This window comes from Streptomyces sp. SAI-170 (genome assembly GCF_049739565.1).
Classification (GTDB): Bacteria; Actinomycetota; Actinomycetes; order Streptomycetales; family Streptomycetaceae; genus Streptomyces.
The window spans coordinates 1,432,735-1,449,137 of record NZ_JBMGQD010000001.1; the positions used below are offsets into that span (position 1 = coordinate 1,432,735).

Annotated in this window: 17 protein-coding genes and 1 pseudogene; 4 read left to right on the top strand and 14 right to left on the bottom strand. The window is 71.7% G+C overall.

The genetic code is table 11. The features are described 5' to 3' along the window. Positions 1-126: 126 nt before the first annotated feature. The 6 genes and pseudogenes from RKD23_RS06555 to RKD23_RS06580 form a co-directional block, all read right to left on the bottom strand. Positions 127-830, bottom strand: a pseudogene (locus RKD23_RS06555) (VOC family protein). Continuing rightward, a complete protein-coding gene (locus tag RKD23_RS06560) occupies positions 827-1,921 on the bottom strand; it encodes a 4-oxalomesaconate tautomerase (RefSeq protein WP_424852770.1) in 1,095 nt (364 codons plus the stop codon). The pseudogene RKD23_RS06555 and the gene RKD23_RS06560 overlap by 4 nt, the downstream one beginning before the upstream one ends. After that, complete coding sequence (locus tag RKD23_RS06565) at positions 1,918-2,628, bottom strand: 4-carboxy-4-hydroxy-2-oxoadipate aldolase/oxaloacetate decarboxylase (protein WP_424852771.1); 711 nt, start codon at positions 2,626-2,628, stop codon at positions 1,918-1,920. Before RKD23_RS06565 ends, RKD23_RS06560 begins: the two co-directional genes overlap by 4 nt. Then, complete coding sequence (locus RKD23_RS06570; protein ID WP_424852772.1) at positions 2,625-3,413, bottom strand: PIG-L deacetylase family protein; 789 nt, start codon at positions 3,411-3,413, stop codon at positions 2,625-2,627. The genes RKD23_RS06565 and RKD23_RS06570 overlap by 4 nt, the downstream gene beginning before the upstream one ends. 69 nt (positions 3,414-3,482) lie before the next feature. Continuing rightward, positions 3,483-4,133 (bottom strand): GntR family transcriptional regulator, encoded by a 651-nt coding sequence (locus RKD23_RS06575; RefSeq protein WP_424852773.1) that lies wholly within the window; start codon positions 4,131-4,133, stop codon positions 3,483-3,485. Between the two features lie 100 nt (positions 4,134-4,233). Beyond that, positions 4,234-4,740: a hypothetical protein gene (locus tag RKD23_RS06580; RefSeq protein ID WP_424852774.1), complete on the bottom strand. Its 507-nt coding sequence runs from the start codon at positions 4,738-4,740 to the stop codon at positions 4,234-4,236. A 129-nt stretch (positions 4,741-4,869) separates the two neighbouring features. Here RKD23_RS06580 and RKD23_RS06585 point away from each other — a divergent pair, with 129 nt between their 5' ends. After that, complete coding sequence (locus tag RKD23_RS06585; protein ID WP_424852775.1) at positions 4,870-5,214, top strand: cupin domain-containing protein; 345 nt, start codon at positions 4,870-4,872, stop codon at positions 5,212-5,214. Positions 5,215-5,409: 195 nt separating this feature from the next. Here RKD23_RS06585 and RKD23_RS06590 read toward each other — a convergent pair whose 3' ends face one another. Beyond that, positions 5,410-6,411: a LacI family DNA-binding transcriptional regulator gene (locus RKD23_RS06590; protein WP_424852776.1), complete on the bottom strand. Its 1,002-nt coding sequence runs from the start codon at positions 6,409-6,411 to the stop codon at positions 5,410-5,412. Positions 6,412-6,528: 117 nt separating this feature from the next. On the opposite strand from RKD23_RS06590, the gene RKD23_RS06595 reads away from it, so the two are divergent. Beyond that, positions 6,529-7,689 carry a Gfo/Idh/MocA family protein gene (locus RKD23_RS06595; RefSeq protein ID WP_424858184.1) on the top strand — a complete coding sequence of 387 codons (1,161 nt, stop codon included), beginning with the start codon at positions 6,529-6,531 and terminating at the stop codon, positions 7,687-7,689. A gap of 59 nt (positions 7,690-7,748) precedes the next feature. Further along, positions 7,749-8,753: a Gfo/Idh/MocA family protein gene (locus RKD23_RS06600; protein ID WP_424852777.1), complete on the top strand. Its 1,005-nt coding sequence runs from the start codon at positions 7,749-7,751 to the stop codon at positions 8,751-8,753. Between the two features lie 4 nt (positions 8,754-8,757). On the opposite strand, the gene RKD23_RS06605 is transcribed toward RKD23_RS06600, so the two are convergent. After that, the gene (locus RKD23_RS06605) at positions 8,758-10,140 is read right to left on the bottom strand and encodes a glutamate decarboxylase (protein WP_424852778.1); all 1,383 of its coding nucleotides are present in this window, start codon (positions 10,138-10,140) and stop codon (positions 8,758-8,760) included. Between the two features lie 333 nt (positions 10,141-10,473). Here RKD23_RS06605 and RKD23_RS06610 point away from each other — a divergent pair, with 333 nt between their 5' ends. Beyond that, a complete protein-coding gene (locus tag RKD23_RS06610; protein ID WP_424852779.1) occupies positions 10,474-11,460 on the top strand; it encodes a DUF3068 domain-containing protein in 987 nt (328 codons plus the stop codon). Here the strand turns inward: RKD23_RS06610 and RKD23_RS06615 are convergent. From RKD23_RS06615 to RKD23_RS06640, 6 genes are all read right to left on the bottom strand, one after another. Beyond that, entirely contained in the window at positions 11,457-12,284 is an 828-nt protein-coding gene (locus RKD23_RS06615) for an ATP-binding cassette domain-containing protein (protein ID WP_424852780.1), read from the bottom strand. The genes RKD23_RS06610 and RKD23_RS06615 overlap by 4 nt on opposite strands. Positions 12,285-12,291: 7 nt before the next feature. After that, complete coding sequence (locus tag RKD23_RS06620; protein ID WP_424852781.1) at positions 12,292-13,353, bottom strand: ABC transporter permease; 1,062 nt, start codon at positions 13,351-13,353, stop codon at positions 12,292-12,294. Then, the gene (locus RKD23_RS06625) at positions 13,353-14,375 is read right to left on the bottom strand and encodes a sugar ABC transporter substrate-binding protein (RefSeq protein WP_424852782.1); all 1,023 of its coding nucleotides are present in this window, start codon (positions 14,373-14,375) and stop codon (positions 13,353-13,355) included. Before RKD23_RS06625 ends, RKD23_RS06620 begins: the two co-directional genes overlap by 1 nt. 208 nt (positions 14,376-14,583) lie before the next feature. Further along, entirely contained in the window at positions 14,584-15,387 is an 804-nt protein-coding gene (locus RKD23_RS06630; protein WP_424852783.1) for a DUF427 domain-containing protein, read from the bottom strand. Positions 15,388-15,431: 44 nt separating this feature from the next. Then, a complete protein-coding gene (locus tag RKD23_RS06635) occupies positions 15,432-16,103 on the bottom strand; it encodes an NUDIX domain-containing protein (RefSeq protein ID WP_424852784.1) in 672 nt (223 codons plus the stop codon). A 43-nt stretch (positions 16,104-16,146) separates the two neighbouring features. Further along, a complete protein-coding gene (locus RKD23_RS06640; protein WP_424852785.1) occupies positions 16,147-16,293 on the bottom strand; it encodes a hypothetical protein in 147 nt (48 codons plus the stop codon). Positions 16,294-16,403 lie beyond the last annotated feature (110 nt).

A 16,403-nucleotide genomic window follows, 5' to 3' on the forward strand; every position in this document is an offset into this window, starting at 1 on the left:
CTCGTGCGGGGTGCGCCAGACGCTAAGAAGCCGCTCCCTGAGTGTCAACGCTTTTGTCAACAATCTCATCGACAATCAATCTCGTCAGCATTCAAGGGGCGGCCTTCGCCGGCTCCGCGCGCCCGCTCAGCCGACGGGCGGAGTCCCGTGCGTGTGGAAGGACTCGATGGTCTTCAGCACCAGCCGCGTGAGCGGGTTGCACAACTCGATGCGGTTGCCGCCGGGTTCGTAGACGTAGAGGAAGAACGTCTGCTGGATGGCATGCTTATGGGGACCGGCAGCATGATCTGCTCGGTGGGCCGGGCGCCCAGGACGCGTTCCTGGAACTCGGCGTTGGCGAGGACGTCGGCGGCGAGGAAGTTGACGTGGTCCAGGCGGCGGACGCCGACGGCCCGGTTGGGCTTGGCCTGCGGCTGGTTCTTCAGTGCCGGCCTGAGCTCCTCGGGCGCCCGGTAGTGCTCGCTCTCCCAGTACAGGGCGTGTTCATGGCCGTCGGGGTCGGTGGTGACGTACAGCTTGCCGAGGCCCGGCTCGTCCTCGGCCCACCGGCCGGTGCCGCCCGCCTCCTCGATCGCCGCGATACGGCGGTGCAGGGCCTCCTCGCTGGAGGTGCGCAGGGCGAGCCGGCCGAGGCCGGGCGTCTCGCGGGCGGTGAGGACCAGGCTGTGGTGCTCGCAGTCGTCGAAGGTCCACAGGTGGACGGAGTCGCCCTGTTCGCCGTTGACGGTCAGTCCGAGGTAGTCGGTGAAGAAGGCAACGCTGGCGTCGAGGTCCGGGGTGAAGAGCTGGGCGTGGCCGATGTGGGCGATGTCGCCGAGCGGGGGAGTCATCGTCGACCTCCTGGGGGTTGTACGGGGACGGTCCTGGGGAAGACGGTGCCGTCGAGGATCTTGCGGGCCGTGCGGACCACGGCGGTGCGGCGGGAGACGGGCAGGCCGTCGGGGCCGGTCTCCAGGCCGCTGTCGATGTCGAGGAATCCGGTGGGGTGTTCGATGCGCACGCGGTCCCCGTCGGCCGGGAGCCGGGCCAGGTCCGCGCCGACACCGCCCTCGACGCGTACGCCGGCGGCGACGCTCGCCGCGCCGAGCACGCCGATCGAGGTGTGGCAGCGCACCGGGATGAACGTGCGGGTGGTGATCGCGCCGCCGTCGCGGGGCGGGGCGATCAGGGTCAGCTTGGGCACGGTGGTGCCGGACACGTCCCCGAGGCCCATCAGCCGGCCCGCCGCCAGGCGCAGGGAGCGCAGCCGCTCCGCCAGGACGGCGTCCGCCTCCAGCTCCTGCGGGGACTCGTAGCCGGTGACGCCGAGGGCCGTGGCGGGGATCAGGACGGTCGGCATGCCGTTGTCCACGCAGGTCACGGGGACGCCGTCGATCTCGTCGCGGACCCGGCCCGTCGGGAGCAACGGGCCCTCGCCGGGCGGGAACTCGATCTCCACGGCGGCCGCCGTGCCGGGCACGCCCGAGATCTCGGCGTCCCCCGTGTAGTCGACGCGGCCGCCCGGGGTGGGGAAGGTCGCGACGGCATGGTCACCGGTGTTGACCATGCGGATGCGTACGGCGGTACGGTCCTCCCCCGCCGGGACGAGGCCGCGCTCGACGGCGAACGGGCCGACCGCGGCGAGGATGTTGCCGCAGTTCTGACGGTCGCTCACCTCGGGCTTGTCGACGGCCACTTGGAGGAAGAGGTAGTCGATGTCCGCGCGCGGGTCGGCCGAGGGCGAGACCACCGCCACCTTGCTGGTCAGGGGGTGGGCACCGCCCAGCCCGTCGATCTGGCGCGGGTCCGGGCTGCCCATGACGCTCAGCAGCAGCTCGTCGCGCGCGGCCGGGTCGGCGGGCAGGTCCTCGGCCAGGAAGCAGGCGCCCTTGGAGGTGCCGCCGCGCATCAGCATGCAGCGCACGCCCTCGGGGCCGGTCATGAGCCGACCTCCTCGGCGGCGTAGTCCTCGTACGACCGGTAGGTGACGCCCAGCCGGGCCAGGGTCTCGCGCAACCCGTAGCGGTCCAGGCCGAGTTGGCCGTCGAGGAAGGCGGCCCGGGTGGCGGCTTCCTTGGCCTCGCGGGCCGCGGCCGCCTCAGCGGTGGCGCGGGCGCGCCGGCGGGGCACGACGGCCACGCCGTCGTCGTCGGCGAGGATCACGTCGCCCGCGTGGATCACCTGTCCGTCGATCACGACGGGGACGTTGACCGAACCTCCGGTGGCCTTCACGGTGCCCTGCGCGCAGACGGCACGCGACCAGACGGGGAAGCCCGTCTCGCGCAGCTCCTGGGTGTCGCGGACGCCCGCGTCGATGACCAGGCCGCGCACTCCGCGCCGGTGCAGCGCCATGGCGAACAGCTCGCCGAACAGGCCGTCGGTGCACGGGGAGGTGGTGGTGACGACCAGGAAGTCGCCCTCGCCGCACTGCTCGACGGCCGCGTGGATCATGAGGTTGTCGCCGGGCCGGCCGAGCACGGTGACGGCCGTGCCGGCCACCCGCACGCCCTGTTGGATCGGCCGGATTCCCGGTCCCAGCAGGCCCGTTCGGCCCATCGCCTCGCCGACGGTGGCCACGCCGAAGCCGGCCAGCGCGTCGACGTCCTTCGGGTCGGCCTTGGGCGGGCCGGTGACGATCACGCCGCTCATGCCAGCTCCTTCGCGATCTGGGGGAAGGGGCGCATGTACGCCTCGGCCAGGGTCGAGTGGGCGAGGCCCAGGTTGGGGCCCGCGTTGCGCCGGAGCTGGACGCCGCGGCGTACGGCGAGGTCGGTGTAGTAGTCCCACAGGTGCTGCTGGGCGCCGAGGCACTCCATCGCCTTGCGCTTGGTGTCCCAGACCTCGGTGATGTCGAGCAGGACCTCGGGGCGGAAGCCGCTCATCTCGGGCTGGTGGGGCTCGAAGCAGAAGACGGGCGGGGCGCCGATGATGTCGCCCTCGCCGGGGTGGCCGATGGCCTGGGCGAGGATGCGGGCCTGGAGGGCCATGCGGTGGGCTGCCGGGTGGTCGCCGTTGTAGGGGTCCTCTGCGGGATGGGTGAGCACCACGTCCGGCTGCGTCTCGCGGTACACCGCGACGAGCCGGTCGGTGAGTTCGGCGGTCTCGGTCAGGGGGTAGTCACCGGCGTCGAAGAAGCGGACCTCGGCGCCCAGGACGGCGGCGGCCCGCTCGGCCTCCTCCCGGCGGATCACCTTGGTCTCGTCGAGCGTCCTGCCCTCGCGCCCGGCCTTGGCCGACTCGCCGCGCTCACCGAAGGCGAGACAGGCGATGGTGACCTTCTCCCCACGGGCGGCGGCCAGGGCGACGGCTCCGCCCGCCCGCCACACGAAGTCGCCGGCGTGGGCGGTGACGACGAGCGTCGAGCGGGGTGTTGACGGGGGTCCGCCGGCTCGGGCCGAGCCGAGAGCGGGGGAGGGCGCATCCGCGTGCGTCATGGATGGGTCTCCTAGGAGTGACAGGTGTGCGCCCGCCTCGCACGGATCGGTGCGCCCCCCTTGCGACGGTCAGTCGCGCAGCGCCTCGATCACGCTGGTGAGGTGGGCGCGGACGGCCGCCTCGGCCGCCTGCGGGTCCCTGGCGGTGATCGCTTCGATCATGGCCAGATGCTCGTTCAGGGAGTGCTGCGGACGCCCCGGGCGGAGCGCCAACTGGAAGCGGTGGCGCACCAGTTGGGCGTTGAGCCGCTCCAGCAGGTCCACGGCCGTGCGCTGGCCGGAGAACTCCCGGACCTTGGCGTGCAGCTCCTGGTTGAGCTCGGAGTAGGTCATCGGCTCACCGCCGGCCACGGCCTTGGCCATCGCCGCGCCCAGCTCCTTCAGCTCGGCGAGCTGTTCGTCGCTCGCCGCGACGGCGGCCTTCGCCGCGCACAGCCCTTCCAGGGCCATACGGCACTCGGTGATGGCGACCGCCTCCTCGACGGTCACCACCCGCACCCGTGAGCCACGGTTGCGGATCCGCTCGACCAGCCCCTGGGCCTCCAGATCGATGAGCGCCGCGCGGATGCTCGCCCGTGTCACATCGAACTGCTCGGCGAGCTCCTGCTCCACCAGCCGCTGCGCCGGCGCCATCTCGCCGTGCAGGATCGCCTGCCGCAGCTGCGCGAGCGCATGCTGCTTGGCCTGCTCCCCGGTGCTCGGACGGGCTTCTTTCGGCATGTGCCCTCCCTGAGTGAGTGCCTGTCGAAACTAAATCTAGTCCGACAACATTGTCAACAATTTCGTCGACGACACTCGTCCGGGCTCGGACACCCGCCCCCTACTTGATCAGCGCGTTGGCCACCACCACGACCACCCCGAGCAAGGCGTCCACCAGACCGAGAAGTACGGCTCGCCCCCACGACCGGTGCGACCAACGCGCCGTCAGCAGGCCCAGCACGAACAGCAGCGCGATGTTCAGCGCGAAGGCCGGGTACTCCACACTCTTCGCCGGCCACCAGCCCCAGCCCGCGCCCGCGAGCACCACCACGGTCGGCAGTACGGCAGCCACCAGCGGCCACTCGTCGGCCAGAGTGCGCAGCACGTCCCAGCGGCGGTGCGGCCCGCGCTCGGCGATGTAGTGCGCATATCCGTGGGCCAGCGCGGAGGCGAGCGCCGTCACCAGCAGCCACAGGGCGTCGTAGCGGCGGTCGCCGCGCGAGGAGTGGCCGTACTGGGTGAGCGCGGCGACGATCGAGCTGGCCAGGACGGCGCCGTAGACCCCGCCGAACAGCACGGCCTCGCGGGTGTCGTGCCGGTGCCGCTCCGCGGCCGTGTTCTGGGCCATGCCCTCCACGATCACGCCGCGAGATCACCCCCGCCACTTCGCCGACCCGACGGACTGTCCCGTCACCAGGGCCGATACCCCACACTCTGTCGACGCCCGGGACACCCACCCGCTCGCTAGGGTCCCCCCATGACCCACAGCTTCGCTCTCCACATCCCCGACGCCACCCTCGAACCCGAGCCCCTCGACCCGGCCCAGATCGTGTCTGGCACGCCCGAGGTGACCGGCAAGGTCGTCTGGGAGTCCGCGGACGGCAAGCAGCTCCGCGGCATCTGGCAGATCACGCCCGGCGTGGTCACCGACACGGAGGCGGACGAGCTGTTCGTGGTGATCAGCGGCCGCGCCACCGTAGAGGTCGAGAACGGCCCCACCCTGGAGGTCGGCCCCGGCGACATGGCGATCCTGCGCGCGGGCGACCGTACGACGTGGACGGTCCACGAGACACTGCGCAAGGCGTACGCAATCAACTGCTAAGACTGCCACGCCCAAAAAGGGGCGCGGGGAACTGCGCGATCAACCCCCACCGGCCCGCACACAACCACGCACACCAGCCACCCCAAAGGGGCGCGGGGCTGTATCGATATGCGGCTCCGCCGCGTGGGCGCGACCAGCCACACACAACCCGCACCCGGCACCCCACGGAACCACCCACAACGCCCGGCCGGATGATCAGCGCGACGGCGCAGCCGTCGTCCCCCGCACCTCCAGCGAAGGCGCAGCCAAATACACCCGCCCCTCTCCCCCAGCGGACGCGAAGCGGTCGAGAAGAAAGCGGGCGGCCCGTCGGCCGACCTCATGGCCGGCCTGGTCGACGGTCGTGAGCCACAGATGCCGCAGCCGGGAGACACCGGTGTTGTCGTAGCCGGTCACCGACAGGTCGTGCGGCACCCGCAGCCCCAGCCCCTCGGCAGCCGAAAGCACCCCCACCGCGGCGATGTCGTTGACCGCGAGGACGGCCGTGGGCCGGTCCGGCCGGGCGAGCAGGCGCACGCCGGCCCGGTGCCCGCTCTCCTCGGTCATGTCACCCGGCTCCACGAGGGCCCCGTCGGCCAGCCCGTGCTCCCGCATGACCTCCTCGAAGGCACGCCGGCGCAGCTCCCCCACCGCCCCGTACCCGGCGAGGTGGGCGATCCGGCGGTGGCCGAGGCCGATGAGGTGCTCGGTGACCAGCCGGACACCCCGTTCGTCGTCGCCGGCCACCAGGTCCACACCGGCCGGCACCGGCTCGCGCGCCCCGGCGACCACGACCGGCACCTGCGCCGCGACCGCGCCGAGCGCGGCGGGCTCGGGCAGCGTGCCGACCACGACGAGGCCGTCCACGCCGAGGTCCGTCAGCGGGCCCGCCGGGTCCTGGCCGGCGCGCCGGTTCAGCCGGGCGTCGGCGAGCAGCATGTTCAGGCCGTTGTCGTGCAGCAGGGAGTTCAGGCCGTCGAGCAGGTCGACGAACCAGGGGTTGCGCAGGTCGTTGAGGAGGACCCCGACCGTACGGGTCCGCTGCTCGCTGAGGCTGCGCGCGGCCGCGTTCGGCCGGTAGCCCAGCTCGCGTACGGCCCGCAGCACGGCGTCCCGCTTCTCCGGCCGCACCTGCTCCGAGCCGCGTAGTACCAGCGAGACCAGCGACTTGGACACACCGGCCCGCTCGGCGACGTCACGGATGGTCGGCGGTCTCATGAGATGGACCGTTCCACGCGGCGCGCCCGGTTGTCAAAGGCCTTGACACGCCCTACAGCCGCGCCCAGGGTGGCGTGGACAGGTGTTGGACCGGTCCAAGAAGTGGGGCAAGCCATGGTGGTGCGCGCGCTCGGTGTCGCCGTCGTCGGGTTCGGCTGGATGGGCCGGGTGCACAGCCAGGCGTACGTCCGCGTCCCGCACCACTATCCGCAGCTCGGCGTGCGGCCCGAGCTGGTGGCGGTCGCCGACGAGGTGCCGGGACGGGCTCAGGAGGCGGCCGCGCAGTTCGGCTTCGCCTTCCCCATCCGCGACTGGCGGGAGCTGGCAGCGGACCCCCGGATCGAAGCGGTCAGCATCACCGCCCCGAACTTCCTGCACCGCGAGATCGGCACGACGATGGCCGCCGCCGGCAAGCACATCTGGATCGAGAAGCCGGTCGGCCTGACCCTCGCCGACGCCCGCGCGGTCGCGGACGCGGTCGCCGGGGCCGGGGTCCAGGGCGCGGTCGGCTTCAACTACCGCAACGCACCCGCCGTCGAGACGGCCCGCGATCTGATCGCCGCCGGGGAGATCGGCTCGGTCACCCATGCGCGCATCCGACTGTTCTCCGACTACGCCGCCCACCCCGAGTCCGCCCTGACGTGGCGCTACGAGCGTGAGCACGGCGGCAGCGGAGTGCTGGGCGACCTCGCCTCGCACGGCGCTGACCTCGCCCGGTATCTGCTGGGCGACATCGCCGAACTCACCGCCGACAGCGCGGTGTTCGTCCCGCACCGGCCCCGCCCCGCCGGAGCCACGGCCGGTCACGCCCGTGCCGCGGGCGGCGCCCTCGGCCCGGTCGAGAACGAGGACTACGTCGGCTGCCTGCTGCGTTTCGCCTCCGGCGCCCGCGGTGTCCTGGAGGCCTGCCGGGTGTCGGTCGGCGAGCAGAACGCCTACGGCTTCGAGGTGCACGGCACCAAGGGCGCCCTCTTCTGGGACTTCCGCAGGATGAACGAGCTCGGCGTCAGCCGGGGCACGGCGTACCAGGACCAGCCGGTGAGCCAGGTGTATGTCGGGCCGGGCGACGGCGAGTTCGGCGCGTTCCAGCCCGGCGCGGCGAACGCCATGGGCTACGACGACCTGAAGGTCATCGAGGCGTACCGCTTCCTGCGCTCGATCGCCGAGGGCCGGCCGTACGGGGCCACGCTCATGGACGCGGTGCGCAGTGCCGCCGTACTGGAGGCGATGGAGCGTTCGGCGAGCAGCGGCCGCTGGGCCGACGTCGAGGCGCCGTAGGCCAGTCGCACGCCGGAACCCCCTCAAGCGCCCACCCCGTGACACAGCAAGGAGCACCCATGCGCATCGGAATCCTCGGCCTCGGCCGGATCGGCGCCTTCCACGCCGAGACCCTCTTCGGACTCGACGTGGTCGAGTCGCTCGTCGTGGCCGACCCGTTCGCGGACGCGGCGGCGGCCGCCGCGAAGCGGTTCGGCGCGCACGTCGTGGACTCGCCGGAGGCGCTGCTGGCGGCCGGGGTCGACGGGGTGGTGATCGCGGCCGCGACCGACGCCCATCCGGGGCTGATCCGGGCCGCGGTCGAGGCGGGGGTGCCGGTGTTCTGCGAGAAGCCGGTCGCCCGGACGATGGCCGAGGGGGTCGAGGTCCTCAAGGCGGTCGAGGGGGCCGGTGTGCCGGTGCAGATCGGGTACAACCGCCGCTTCGACGCCGGTTTCGCCGCCGCCCGGCGGGCCGTACGGTCCGGGGAGCTGGGCACCCTGCACACCGTACGGTCGACGACGCTGGACCCGGCTCCGCCGCCCGCCGCGTACGTCGCCGCGTCCGGGGGCATCTTCCGGGACTGCTCGGTGCACGACTTCGACATCATCCGCTGGGTGACGGGCCGCGAGGTGAGCGAGGTGTACGCCGTCGGCGGCAACCGGGGCGCCGCGTACATCCGGGAGGCCGGGGACGCCGACACCACCGGCGCGCTGCTCACCCTCGACGACGGGACGCTCGCGGTGGTGTCCAACTCACGCCACAACGGCCGGGGTCACGACGTCCGCATGGAGATCCACGGCTTCGCCGACTCCATCGCCGTGGGCCTGGAGGACAGGCTGCCGCTGCGGTCGGTGGAGCCGGGCGTGCGCTTCCCCGCGGGCACACCACACGACTTCTTCATGGACCGCTTCACCGCCGCCTACCGTGCCGAACTGGCCGCGTTCACCGAGGTGGTGGCCGGGTCCCGGCCCTCCCCCTGTACGGTCGCGGACGCGCTGGAGGCGGGGTGGATCGCGGAGGCGTGCACGCTGTCCCTCGCCGAGCACCGGCCGGTGCGGCTCGCGGAGGTGCGTACCGTCTGAACTGTCAGTGGTGGAAGCTTGGCTGCTCCGTCACATGCGGTCCGGGCGCCTCGGTGAGCCGGGCGACCGCGGCCCGGATGTCGTCGGCGAGCAGGGCGACCTTGTCGTAGCCGATGCCGTGCCGGACCAGGACGCGGGCGACGACGGTGTCCTGGCGTCCGGCGGGCAGCGGGTACGCCGGGACCTGCCAGCCGCGTCGGCGCAGCTGGTCGGAGAGGTCGTAGAGGGTGAAGGGTGTCGTCGCGGGGTCGGTGAGGGTCCAGGAGACCCCCGGGAGGCCGCCCTGTCCGTCGTGCAGGACGGTGAAGGGGCCCATCCCGGCCAGCTTGCGCGCCAGCATCCCGGCACTGTCCGCACAGGCCCCGTGCACCTTGGCGTAGCCCTCACGGCCCAGGCGCAGCAGGTTGTAGTACTGGGCGACGACCTCGCCGCCGGGGCGGGAGAAGTTCAGCGCGAAGGTGGGCATGTCGCCGCCGAGGTAGTCCACCCGGAACACCAGGTCCTCCGGGAGCAGGTCGGCCGAGCGCCACACCACCCAGCCGACGCCGAGCGGGGCCATGCCGTACTTGTGCCCGGAGGCGTTGATGGAGGCGACCCTGGGCAGCCGGAAGTCCCACTCCAGGTCGGGCTGGAGAAAGGGTGCGACGAAGCCGCCGCTCGCCGCGTCGATGTGCAGGGGGATGTCCAGGCCCGAGTCCTGCTGGATGCGGTCGAGTTCGGCGGCGATCTCGGCGACCGGCTCGTAGACGCAGGTGTAGGTGACGCCGAGGATGGCGACGACGCCGATGGTGTTCTCGTCGACGTGGTCGCGGAGTTGGTGGGCGCGCAGGCCCGACGCGCCCTTCTCCAGCGGCACCTGGCGCAGTTCGACGTCGAAGTAGCGGGCGAACTTCTCCCAGCACACCTGCACCGGACCGGCGACGAGGTTGGGCCGGTCGGTGGACTTGCCCTCGGCGCGGCGGCGTTCGCGCCAGCGCCACTTCAGGGCGAGGCCGCCGAGCATGCCGGCCTCGCTGGAGCCGGTGGTGGAGCAGCCGACGGTGGAGGTGCCCTGCGGGGAGTTCCACAGGTCGGCCAGCATATGGACGCAGCGGTTCTCGATCTCCGCGGTCTGCGGGTACTCGTCCTTGTCGATCATGTTCTTGTCGAGGCACTCGTCCATCAGCGCGTGCACCTCGGGCTCCGCCCAGGTGGTGCAGAACGTGGCGAGGTTCTGGGCGGCGTTGCCGTCCAGGGTGAGCTCGTCATGGATGAGGGCCCGCACCGCCCGGGCGTCCGACACGCGCTGCGGCATGCGGTACTTGGGCAGGGCGTGTTCGCTGATGGGCAGGGCGTACACGTCGTCGAAAGGTTCCGCGTCGCCGCGGTGCGTGCGGTGCAGCGCCATGTCCGTGATCCCCGGGTCGAGGGACGTGTGGGGGAAGGAGGCCGGAAGCGAACACCCGAGCAGCACGCGTGAGGACTGCGACGCCGCGACCGGCCCCCTCTTGTCGTCAGTCTGGCGGGGTGGGGGTGGTGGCGCCGTTTTTGCGCGTCCGGACGGGGGTGGTCCCAGTCGTCCGGCGGCTGCGGGTCCGTCGTGACTTCTCGCGCCCACGCGGCGGAGCCGCATATCCGATACAGCCCCGCGCCCCTGGGCCCGTTTTTGTCACGCGCGTGCGTAGACGCGGCCCCTCCGCCGCCATACGGTCCCCGCAGTCGAGCCCCCTGGGAGTGCCGGATGCGTCGCACCGCTTCACCGCTGGCCCTGGTCCTGCTGGGGGCGGGCGTCTTCCTGCTGGTCCTCGCGCCGATGCTGGCGTGGTACGTCGCGCCGCGCGCCGCGGTGAACCCGATCGACATCGACGTGACCGCGGTGTACGAGGGTAAGGGCAGCTATTTCGACGTGGCCGCGGCCCGCACGGTCGAAGGGCGCCGCATCACCGTCACACAGCGGGTGCGGGGCGATGTGGCGGACAGCGAGGCGAGCGGGAAGGCCGTGTGGGACGTCGTGACGACGATCGACACGGACGGCTCGCTGCCCGCAGCCGATCCGCACGACGCCCTGGACTTCACGCAGGCGCGCTGGGTCACCGACCGCCGCACCAACCGGCCCGCGCACTGCTGCCAGGAGCAGCCGTACCACGAGGGCGAGGCGTATCTGAAGTTCCCCTTCGACGTGCAGCGGCGCACCTACCAGTGGTGGGACAGCGCGCTGGGCGCGACCGTCCCGCTGGCCTACCGGGGCGAACAGAAGGTCCAGGGGTACGAGGGGTACGTCTTCACCGGCACGGTCGCCCCCACCAAGGTCGGCACGCGGCAGGTGCCGGGCGCGCTGGTGGGGCGGCGGGGTGCCGCTCAGGTGCTCGCCGAGGAGTGGTACTCCAACCACGGCATCAGGCTGGTCGTCGACCAGGCCACCGGCCGCGTCCTGTACGCGCAGCTCGGTCCGCGCCGGACGCTGCGCGCCCCGGGTGCCGCGAAGGACGCCGTGGTGCTGCTCGACGTGCCCAAGCTGGCCCACACCACCGCCACGCAGAAGTTCGCGGTGGACAAGGCGCGGCAGGAGAGCGCCCTGCTGCGGGCCGTGCGTACGAAGGTGCCTTTCGGCGCCGCGCTCGGCGGGTTCCTGCTCGCCGTGGCCGGTGCGGTGCTGCTCGTACGAGGCCGGCGGCCCGGCTCCCCCGAGCCGGAGGCCACCGCGCCCCTGCCCCAGCTGGTCGGCTAGGGCGTGACGTCCTCCGGTTCCGGGAGCCCCCCTGTGTCGACCCCGTCGACCTGGGCCAACTCGTGCTTGAGCGCGGCGAGTTCGGCGCCGCCCGCCATGTGGTTGGTCAGTTCCTCCAGGGTGACCCGGTCGCGGGCGGCGCTGAGTTCGAGGGTGCCCAGGCGCAGCACGCTGAAGTGGTCGCCGACCATGTAGGCGTGGTGGGGGTTGTGGGTGATGAAGATGACGCCGAGGCCGCGGTCGCGGGCGGCGGCGATGTACTTCAGCACCACGCCGGACTGTTTGACGCCGAGGGCGGCGGTGGGCTCGTCGAGGATGAGGACGCGCGCGCCGAAATGGACGGCGCGGGCGATGGCGACGCACTGGCGCTGGCCGCCGGAGAGCGTGCCGATGGGCTGGTCGAGGTCGTCGAGGACGATGCCCATCGCACGCAGTTCCTGGTCCGCGGTCCGCTTCATCGTCTCGATGTCGAGGCGGCGCAGCGGCCAGGGGCCCTTGGTGAGTTCGGAGCCGAGGAAGAAGTTGCGCCACACCGGCATCAGCGGCACGGTCGCCAGGTCCTGGTAGACGGTGGCGATCCCCCGGTCCAGCGCCTCGCGCGGGGTGGTGAAGCGCACGGGGGTGCCGTCGACGAGGAACTCGCCCTCGGTGTGCTGGTGCAGCCCCGAGACGATCTTGATGAGCGTGGACTTGCCGGCGCCGTTGTCCCCGAGCACGCAGGTCACCCTGCCGGGGTGCACGGCCAGGTCGACGCCGTGCAGGGCGCGGATGTTGCCGTAGGACTTGCCCGCGCCGCGCAGTTCCACAAGGGGGTGTTCAGTCATCGGTGGGTCACCTCCGGGTCGCCGTGCGGCTGACCCACAGATTGATCAGGACGGCGCCGAGCAGCATCACGCCGAGGAACGCCTTGAACCAGTCGGGGTTCCAGCCGGCGTAGACGATGCCCTGCTGGACCATGCCGAACATGAAGGCGCCGAAGACGGGCCCGATGGCGGAGCCGTGGCCGCCGGTGAGCAGACAGCCGCCGATCACGGCCGCGGCGATGTAGATGAGCTCCTGGCCGACGCCCTCGCCGGACTGCACGGTGTTGAAGGAGAACAGCTGGTGCATGCCGACGAACCAGGCGCCGAGGCCGACCAGCATGAACAGCGAGATCTTGGTGTAGGTCACGGGGACGCCGACCGCCCGGGCGCTCTCCTTGTTGCCACCGACCGCGAAGACCCAGTTGCCGTACTTGGTGCGCAGCAGCACCCAGGTAGCCAGCGCGGCGAAGACCAGCCACCACACCACGGTGATCTTCACCTGGACGCCGCCGACGCCGAAGGACGAGGCGAAGAGCGCTCTGGCCTGGCCGAAGCCGTCCATGTCGCTGATGTCGTCGGTGGCGACGTTGCCGGTGACCCACTTGGTGACGGCGAGGTTGACGCCCTGGAGGATCAGGAAGGTGCCGAGCGTGACGAGGAAGCTCGGCAGGCCGGTCCTGATGAGCAGCCAGCCGTTGAACAGGCCGACGCCGAGCGAGACGACGAGGGCGATCAGCACACCGACCCAGACGTTCATGGTCAGTTGGTAGCTGACCATGCTCGCGGTCAGCGCCGAGGTGATCACCGCGACGCCGGAGGAGAGGTCGAACTCGCCGCCGATCATCAGCAGCGCGACCGGCAGGGCCATGATGCCGATGGTGGACGACTGGTAGAGGATGTTCGCCATCGAGCTGCCGTCGCGCACCGCGGGGGCGGCGATCAGGAAGAACACGAACACCGCGGCGGCACCGAGCAGGACGCCGACCTCGGGGCGGGCCAACAGCCTGCGGGCGAAGGGGCGTTGTGCGGTCCGCCCGTCGGTCTCCTTCCCCTGGACGGAGGTCGGCGGCGCCTGCTGGGCCATGCTCATCACCGGGTGCCCTTCGCGGCGAACGTGTCGACGCTCGCCACGTTCGACTTGTCGACGAAGGCCGGTCCGGTCAGCACCGGCTGCTCGCCGCCGCCCATGTAGTTGCCGTTGTTCTCGTAGAGCCACAGCGAGTCGATCGCCAAGTAGCCCTGGAGGTAGGGCTGCTGGTCGACGGCGAACTCGATCCGGCCGTCGGCGATGGCCTTGGTGAGCTGCTTGTTGAGGTCGAAGGTGGCGACCTTCGCCTTGCTGCCCGCCTCGGAGACCGACTGTCCCGCGGTCAGCGCGATGGGGGCGCCGAGCGCGACGACATGGTCGATGTCGCCGTCCTTCTTGAGCTTGGCGGTGATGGTCGACTTCACCGAGGGCATGTCGGTGCCGTTGACGTAGAGGTTCTCGATGGTGCCGGAGAACGTCTTCTGCACGCCGTCGCAGCGCTGGGTGAGGCCGATGTTGCCCTGCTCCTGGATGACACAGACGGCCTTTTTGGAGCCGACTTCGTTCAGCCGCTTGCCGAGTGCCTCGCCGGCGACGGTCTCGTCCTGGCCGAAGAACTCCAGCAGGTCGAGCTTCTGCCATTCGCTGACACCGGAGTTGAGGCCGACCACGGGTATGCCGGCCGCCTTCGCCCTGGCCACCACGTCCTTGAGGGCGTCGGGCTTGGCGAGGGTCACGGCGATGCCGTCGACCTTCTGGTCGATGGCGTTCTGCACGAGGCCCGCCTGGTTGCCCGCGTTGGGGTCGGCGGAGTAGATCAGCTCGACGTTGTCCTTGGCGGCGGCGGCCTCGGCGCCCTTGCGGACGATGTCCCAGAAGGTGTCGCCGGGCGACTGATGGGTGACCAGGGCGATCTTGATGCGGGGCGTGTCGGCCTTGCCCGCGGAGCCGCCACCACCGCCGCCCTCCTCGGCCTTCTTGCCGCCGGAGCTGCTGGAGCAGCCGGCGAGGGCCAGCGCCGCCGCCGCGGCCAGGGCCAGAGCGGGGGCGATTCTGCGGGAGCGGGGGCGCGAAGAGCGGTCCATCTTTCCTGCACCTCACTGTGCGACAGGGGGAAGGCTCGGCTGTTGCGACCGGATTCCACTCCCTCGTCGCACCCGCTGTCAATACTTTGTCAAGACATCATTTCAGGAGCAGGTCAGAATGTCAGCACAAAGCCAGGAAACGCAGCGGGTGTGGCCGTTCCCTACCCCCGGCTGCGGCGGTCAACCGCGAGGGACTTCCCGCTGCCGGTCAGGGCCTGAGCGTCTTGCTGAACAAGGTGACCGGGCGCTCCAGGCGTACGCCGTCCACGGTGAGGTCCACGGCCTCGTTGTAGAAGGCCAGCAGCCCCTTCACGGCGGCCACCGCGGGCAGCGGCTCGGCGTAGCTCCACAGGATGTTGCGCGGGACCTCGCCCCCGCCCTGCCAGGTCCAGTACTCGGCCGTGCCCTTGTAGGGGCATCCGGTGCGGCGGTCGGTGGGCTCGAACAGGTCGAGCCGGACGTCCTCGCGGGGGAGGTAGTACCGCGTCGGCAGCCCGGTCTCGAACAGCAGCACCGGGCGGTGGGTGTCGGCGACGACGGTGCCGGCGATCTCCACCTGGACATGGCGGCTGCTGGGCAGGGCGTCCACCCGTTTGTGCGGGTCGCGCGGGTGGACGAAGATCTCTTCCTCCTCCTCGTACCAGTGGTCGAGGCCGCTGCCCCAGCGCCGGAACCACTCGAAGGCGATGTGTCCGGCCAGGTCGGCGGCCGGGTACGTCCACGCGGCGTTCGCCACCTGCTCGGGGCCGGACCGGAGGTCGTAGAAGATCCCCGCCCCCCGGTGCGCGCCCGTGGGCGGGTCCGCGGCCGGGTGCAGCAGGTCGGTGCGGACGTCCTCGCGCGGGAAGGCGTAGCACGGCACGGGCACGTCGGGTTCCCACACCAGGACGGGGTGCCGGCTGTCGACGACGGTGACCTCGCCCTTCACGCCGCGCACCCAGCGCTCACTGGGCTCCCACAGCAGGCCTTCGGGGGTCGTACGGACCGACCGCTCGGTGGGGAAGACAGGCATGGCCCACTCCTTCGAAGCGCCTCTCCGAAAGCCCCCTTCGGAGCCTACGCCCGGGCGAAGGGGCCCTCCAGCGCAGCCCACTGCAGCAGCATGATCGTCTTGGCGTCGGCGATCTCGCCGGTCCGGATCATCTCCAGCGCTCTGCGGAAGGGCAGCTCCAGGATCTCGATGTCCTCGCCCTCCTCGTCGAGCCCGCCCCCTTCGTGCGTACGGGTCGAGGGGCCGTACTCGGCGGCGTAGAAGCTGACCCGCTCGGTGACCGAGCCGGGGCTCATATAGACGTCGAAGACATGCCGGACCGCCCCGATGGTGTGCCCGGTCTCCTCCACCACCTCGCGTCGCACGGCGATCTCCGGGTGCTCGTCCTCGTCGTCGAGCACCCCGCCCGGCGTCTCGATCAGCATCCCGTCGGGGTGGCCGTTCACATACACCGGGAACCTGAACTGCCGGGTGAGCAGCACCGTCTGCCGCCCGGCGTCGTACAGCAGCATGGTCGCGCCGTTGCCGCGGTCGTGCGTCTCGCGCTGCTGGGTGCTCCAGCTGCCGTCGGCCCGCTGGATGTCGTACGTCGTGGCCCGCTCGACGTACCAGTGGCTCGACAGCAGCTCCACCTCGCGCACCTTGACCCGCGGGTTGCCGGTCAGGTCCAGGCCGGTGCGGTGCAGGCCGGTGCGGCCGCGGCGGTCGGGGGTGTCGGCTCCAGGTGTGGTGGTCATGCCTGCTTCTACCACGGCCGGATGTCGGCCCGGTGACAGGCGGTCAGGAGGCCGCCTCGATGCGGACGCGCGTGACGGTGGCGAGTCGGCCGTCCTTCCCGCGGGTGGTGAGTCGCGTGGGTGCGTCGGCCGGCGGCGCCGGCCCGGTGCAGGCCGTCACGACCATCGCGGCGAGGGCGACGGCGCGCATGCCGGTTCAGCCGGGCAGAGGCTCGGCGGAGTGCCGGTGCGCCGGGGGCCCCGGCCGCGTCCCCTCCAGGCCACCGGCTCTCCGCGCGCAGCGAGTCACCGGTGAGGGGT

What these genes read in the sequence shown, in the direction of transcription:
- RKD23_RS06610 (WP_424852779.1), top strand. Translation starts at nt 10,474, where the DNA reads ATGCGTCGCACCGCTTCACCGCTGGCCCTGGTCCTGCTGGGGGCGGGC.
- RKD23_RS06620 (WP_424852781.1), bottom strand. Translation starts at nt 13,353, where the DNA reads ATGAGCATGGCCCAGCAGGCGCCGCCGACCTCCGTCCAGGGGAAGGAG.
- RKD23_RS06625 (WP_424852782.1), bottom strand. Translation starts at nt 14,375, where the DNA reads ATGGACCGCTCTTCGCGCCCCCGCTCCCGCAGAATCGCCCCCGCTCTG.
- RKD23_RS06580 (WP_424852774.1), bottom strand. Translation starts at nt 4,740, where the DNA reads ATGGCCCAGAACACGGCCGCGGAGCGGCACCGGCACGACACCCGCGAG.
- RKD23_RS06605 (WP_424852778.1), bottom strand. Translation starts at nt 10,140, where the DNA reads ATGGCGCTGCACCGCACGCACCGCGGCGACGCGGAACCTTTCGACGAC.
- RKD23_RS06570 (WP_424852772.1), bottom strand. Translation starts at nt 3,413, where the DNA reads ATGACGCACGCGGATGCGCCCTCCCCCGCTCTCGGCTCGGCCCGAGCC.
- RKD23_RS06560 (WP_424852770.1), bottom strand. Translation starts at nt 1,921, where the DNA reads ATGACCGGCCCCGAGGGCGTGCGCTGCATGCTGATGCGCGGCGGCACC.
- RKD23_RS06635 (WP_424852784.1), bottom strand. Translation starts at nt 16,103, where the DNA reads ATGACCACCACACCTGGAGCCGACACCCCCGACCGCCGCGGCCGCACC.
- RKD23_RS06565 (WP_424852771.1), bottom strand. Translation starts at nt 2,628, where the DNA reads ATGAGCGGCGTGATCGTCACCGGCCCGCCCAAGGCCGACCCGAAGGAC.
- RKD23_RS06600 (WP_424852777.1), top strand. Translation starts at nt 7,749, where the DNA reads ATGCGCATCGGAATCCTCGGCCTCGGCCGGATCGGCGCCTTCCACGCC.
- RKD23_RS06590 (WP_424852776.1), bottom strand. Translation starts at nt 6,411, where the DNA reads ATGAGACCGCCGACCATCCGTGACGTCGCCGAGCGGGCCGGTGTGTCC.
- RKD23_RS06585 (WP_424852775.1), top strand. Translation starts at nt 4,870, where the DNA reads ATGACCCACAGCTTCGCTCTCCACATCCCCGACGCCACCCTCGAACCC.
- RKD23_RS06640 (WP_424852785.1), bottom strand. Translation starts at nt 16,293, where the DNA reads ATGCGCGCCGTCGCCCTCGCCGCGATGGTCGTGACGGCCTGCACCGGG.
- RKD23_RS06575 (WP_424852773.1), bottom strand. Translation starts at nt 4,133, where the DNA reads ATGCCGAAAGAAGCCCGTCCGAGCACCGGGGAGCAGGCCAAGCAGCAT.
- RKD23_RS06630 (WP_424852783.1), bottom strand. Translation starts at nt 15,387, where the DNA reads ATGCCTGTCTTCCCCACCGAGCGGTCGGTCCGTACGACCCCCGAAGGC.
- RKD23_RS06615 (WP_424852780.1), bottom strand. Translation starts at nt 12,284, where the DNA reads ATGACTGAACACCCCCTTGTGGAACTGCGCGGCGCGGGCAAGTCCTAC.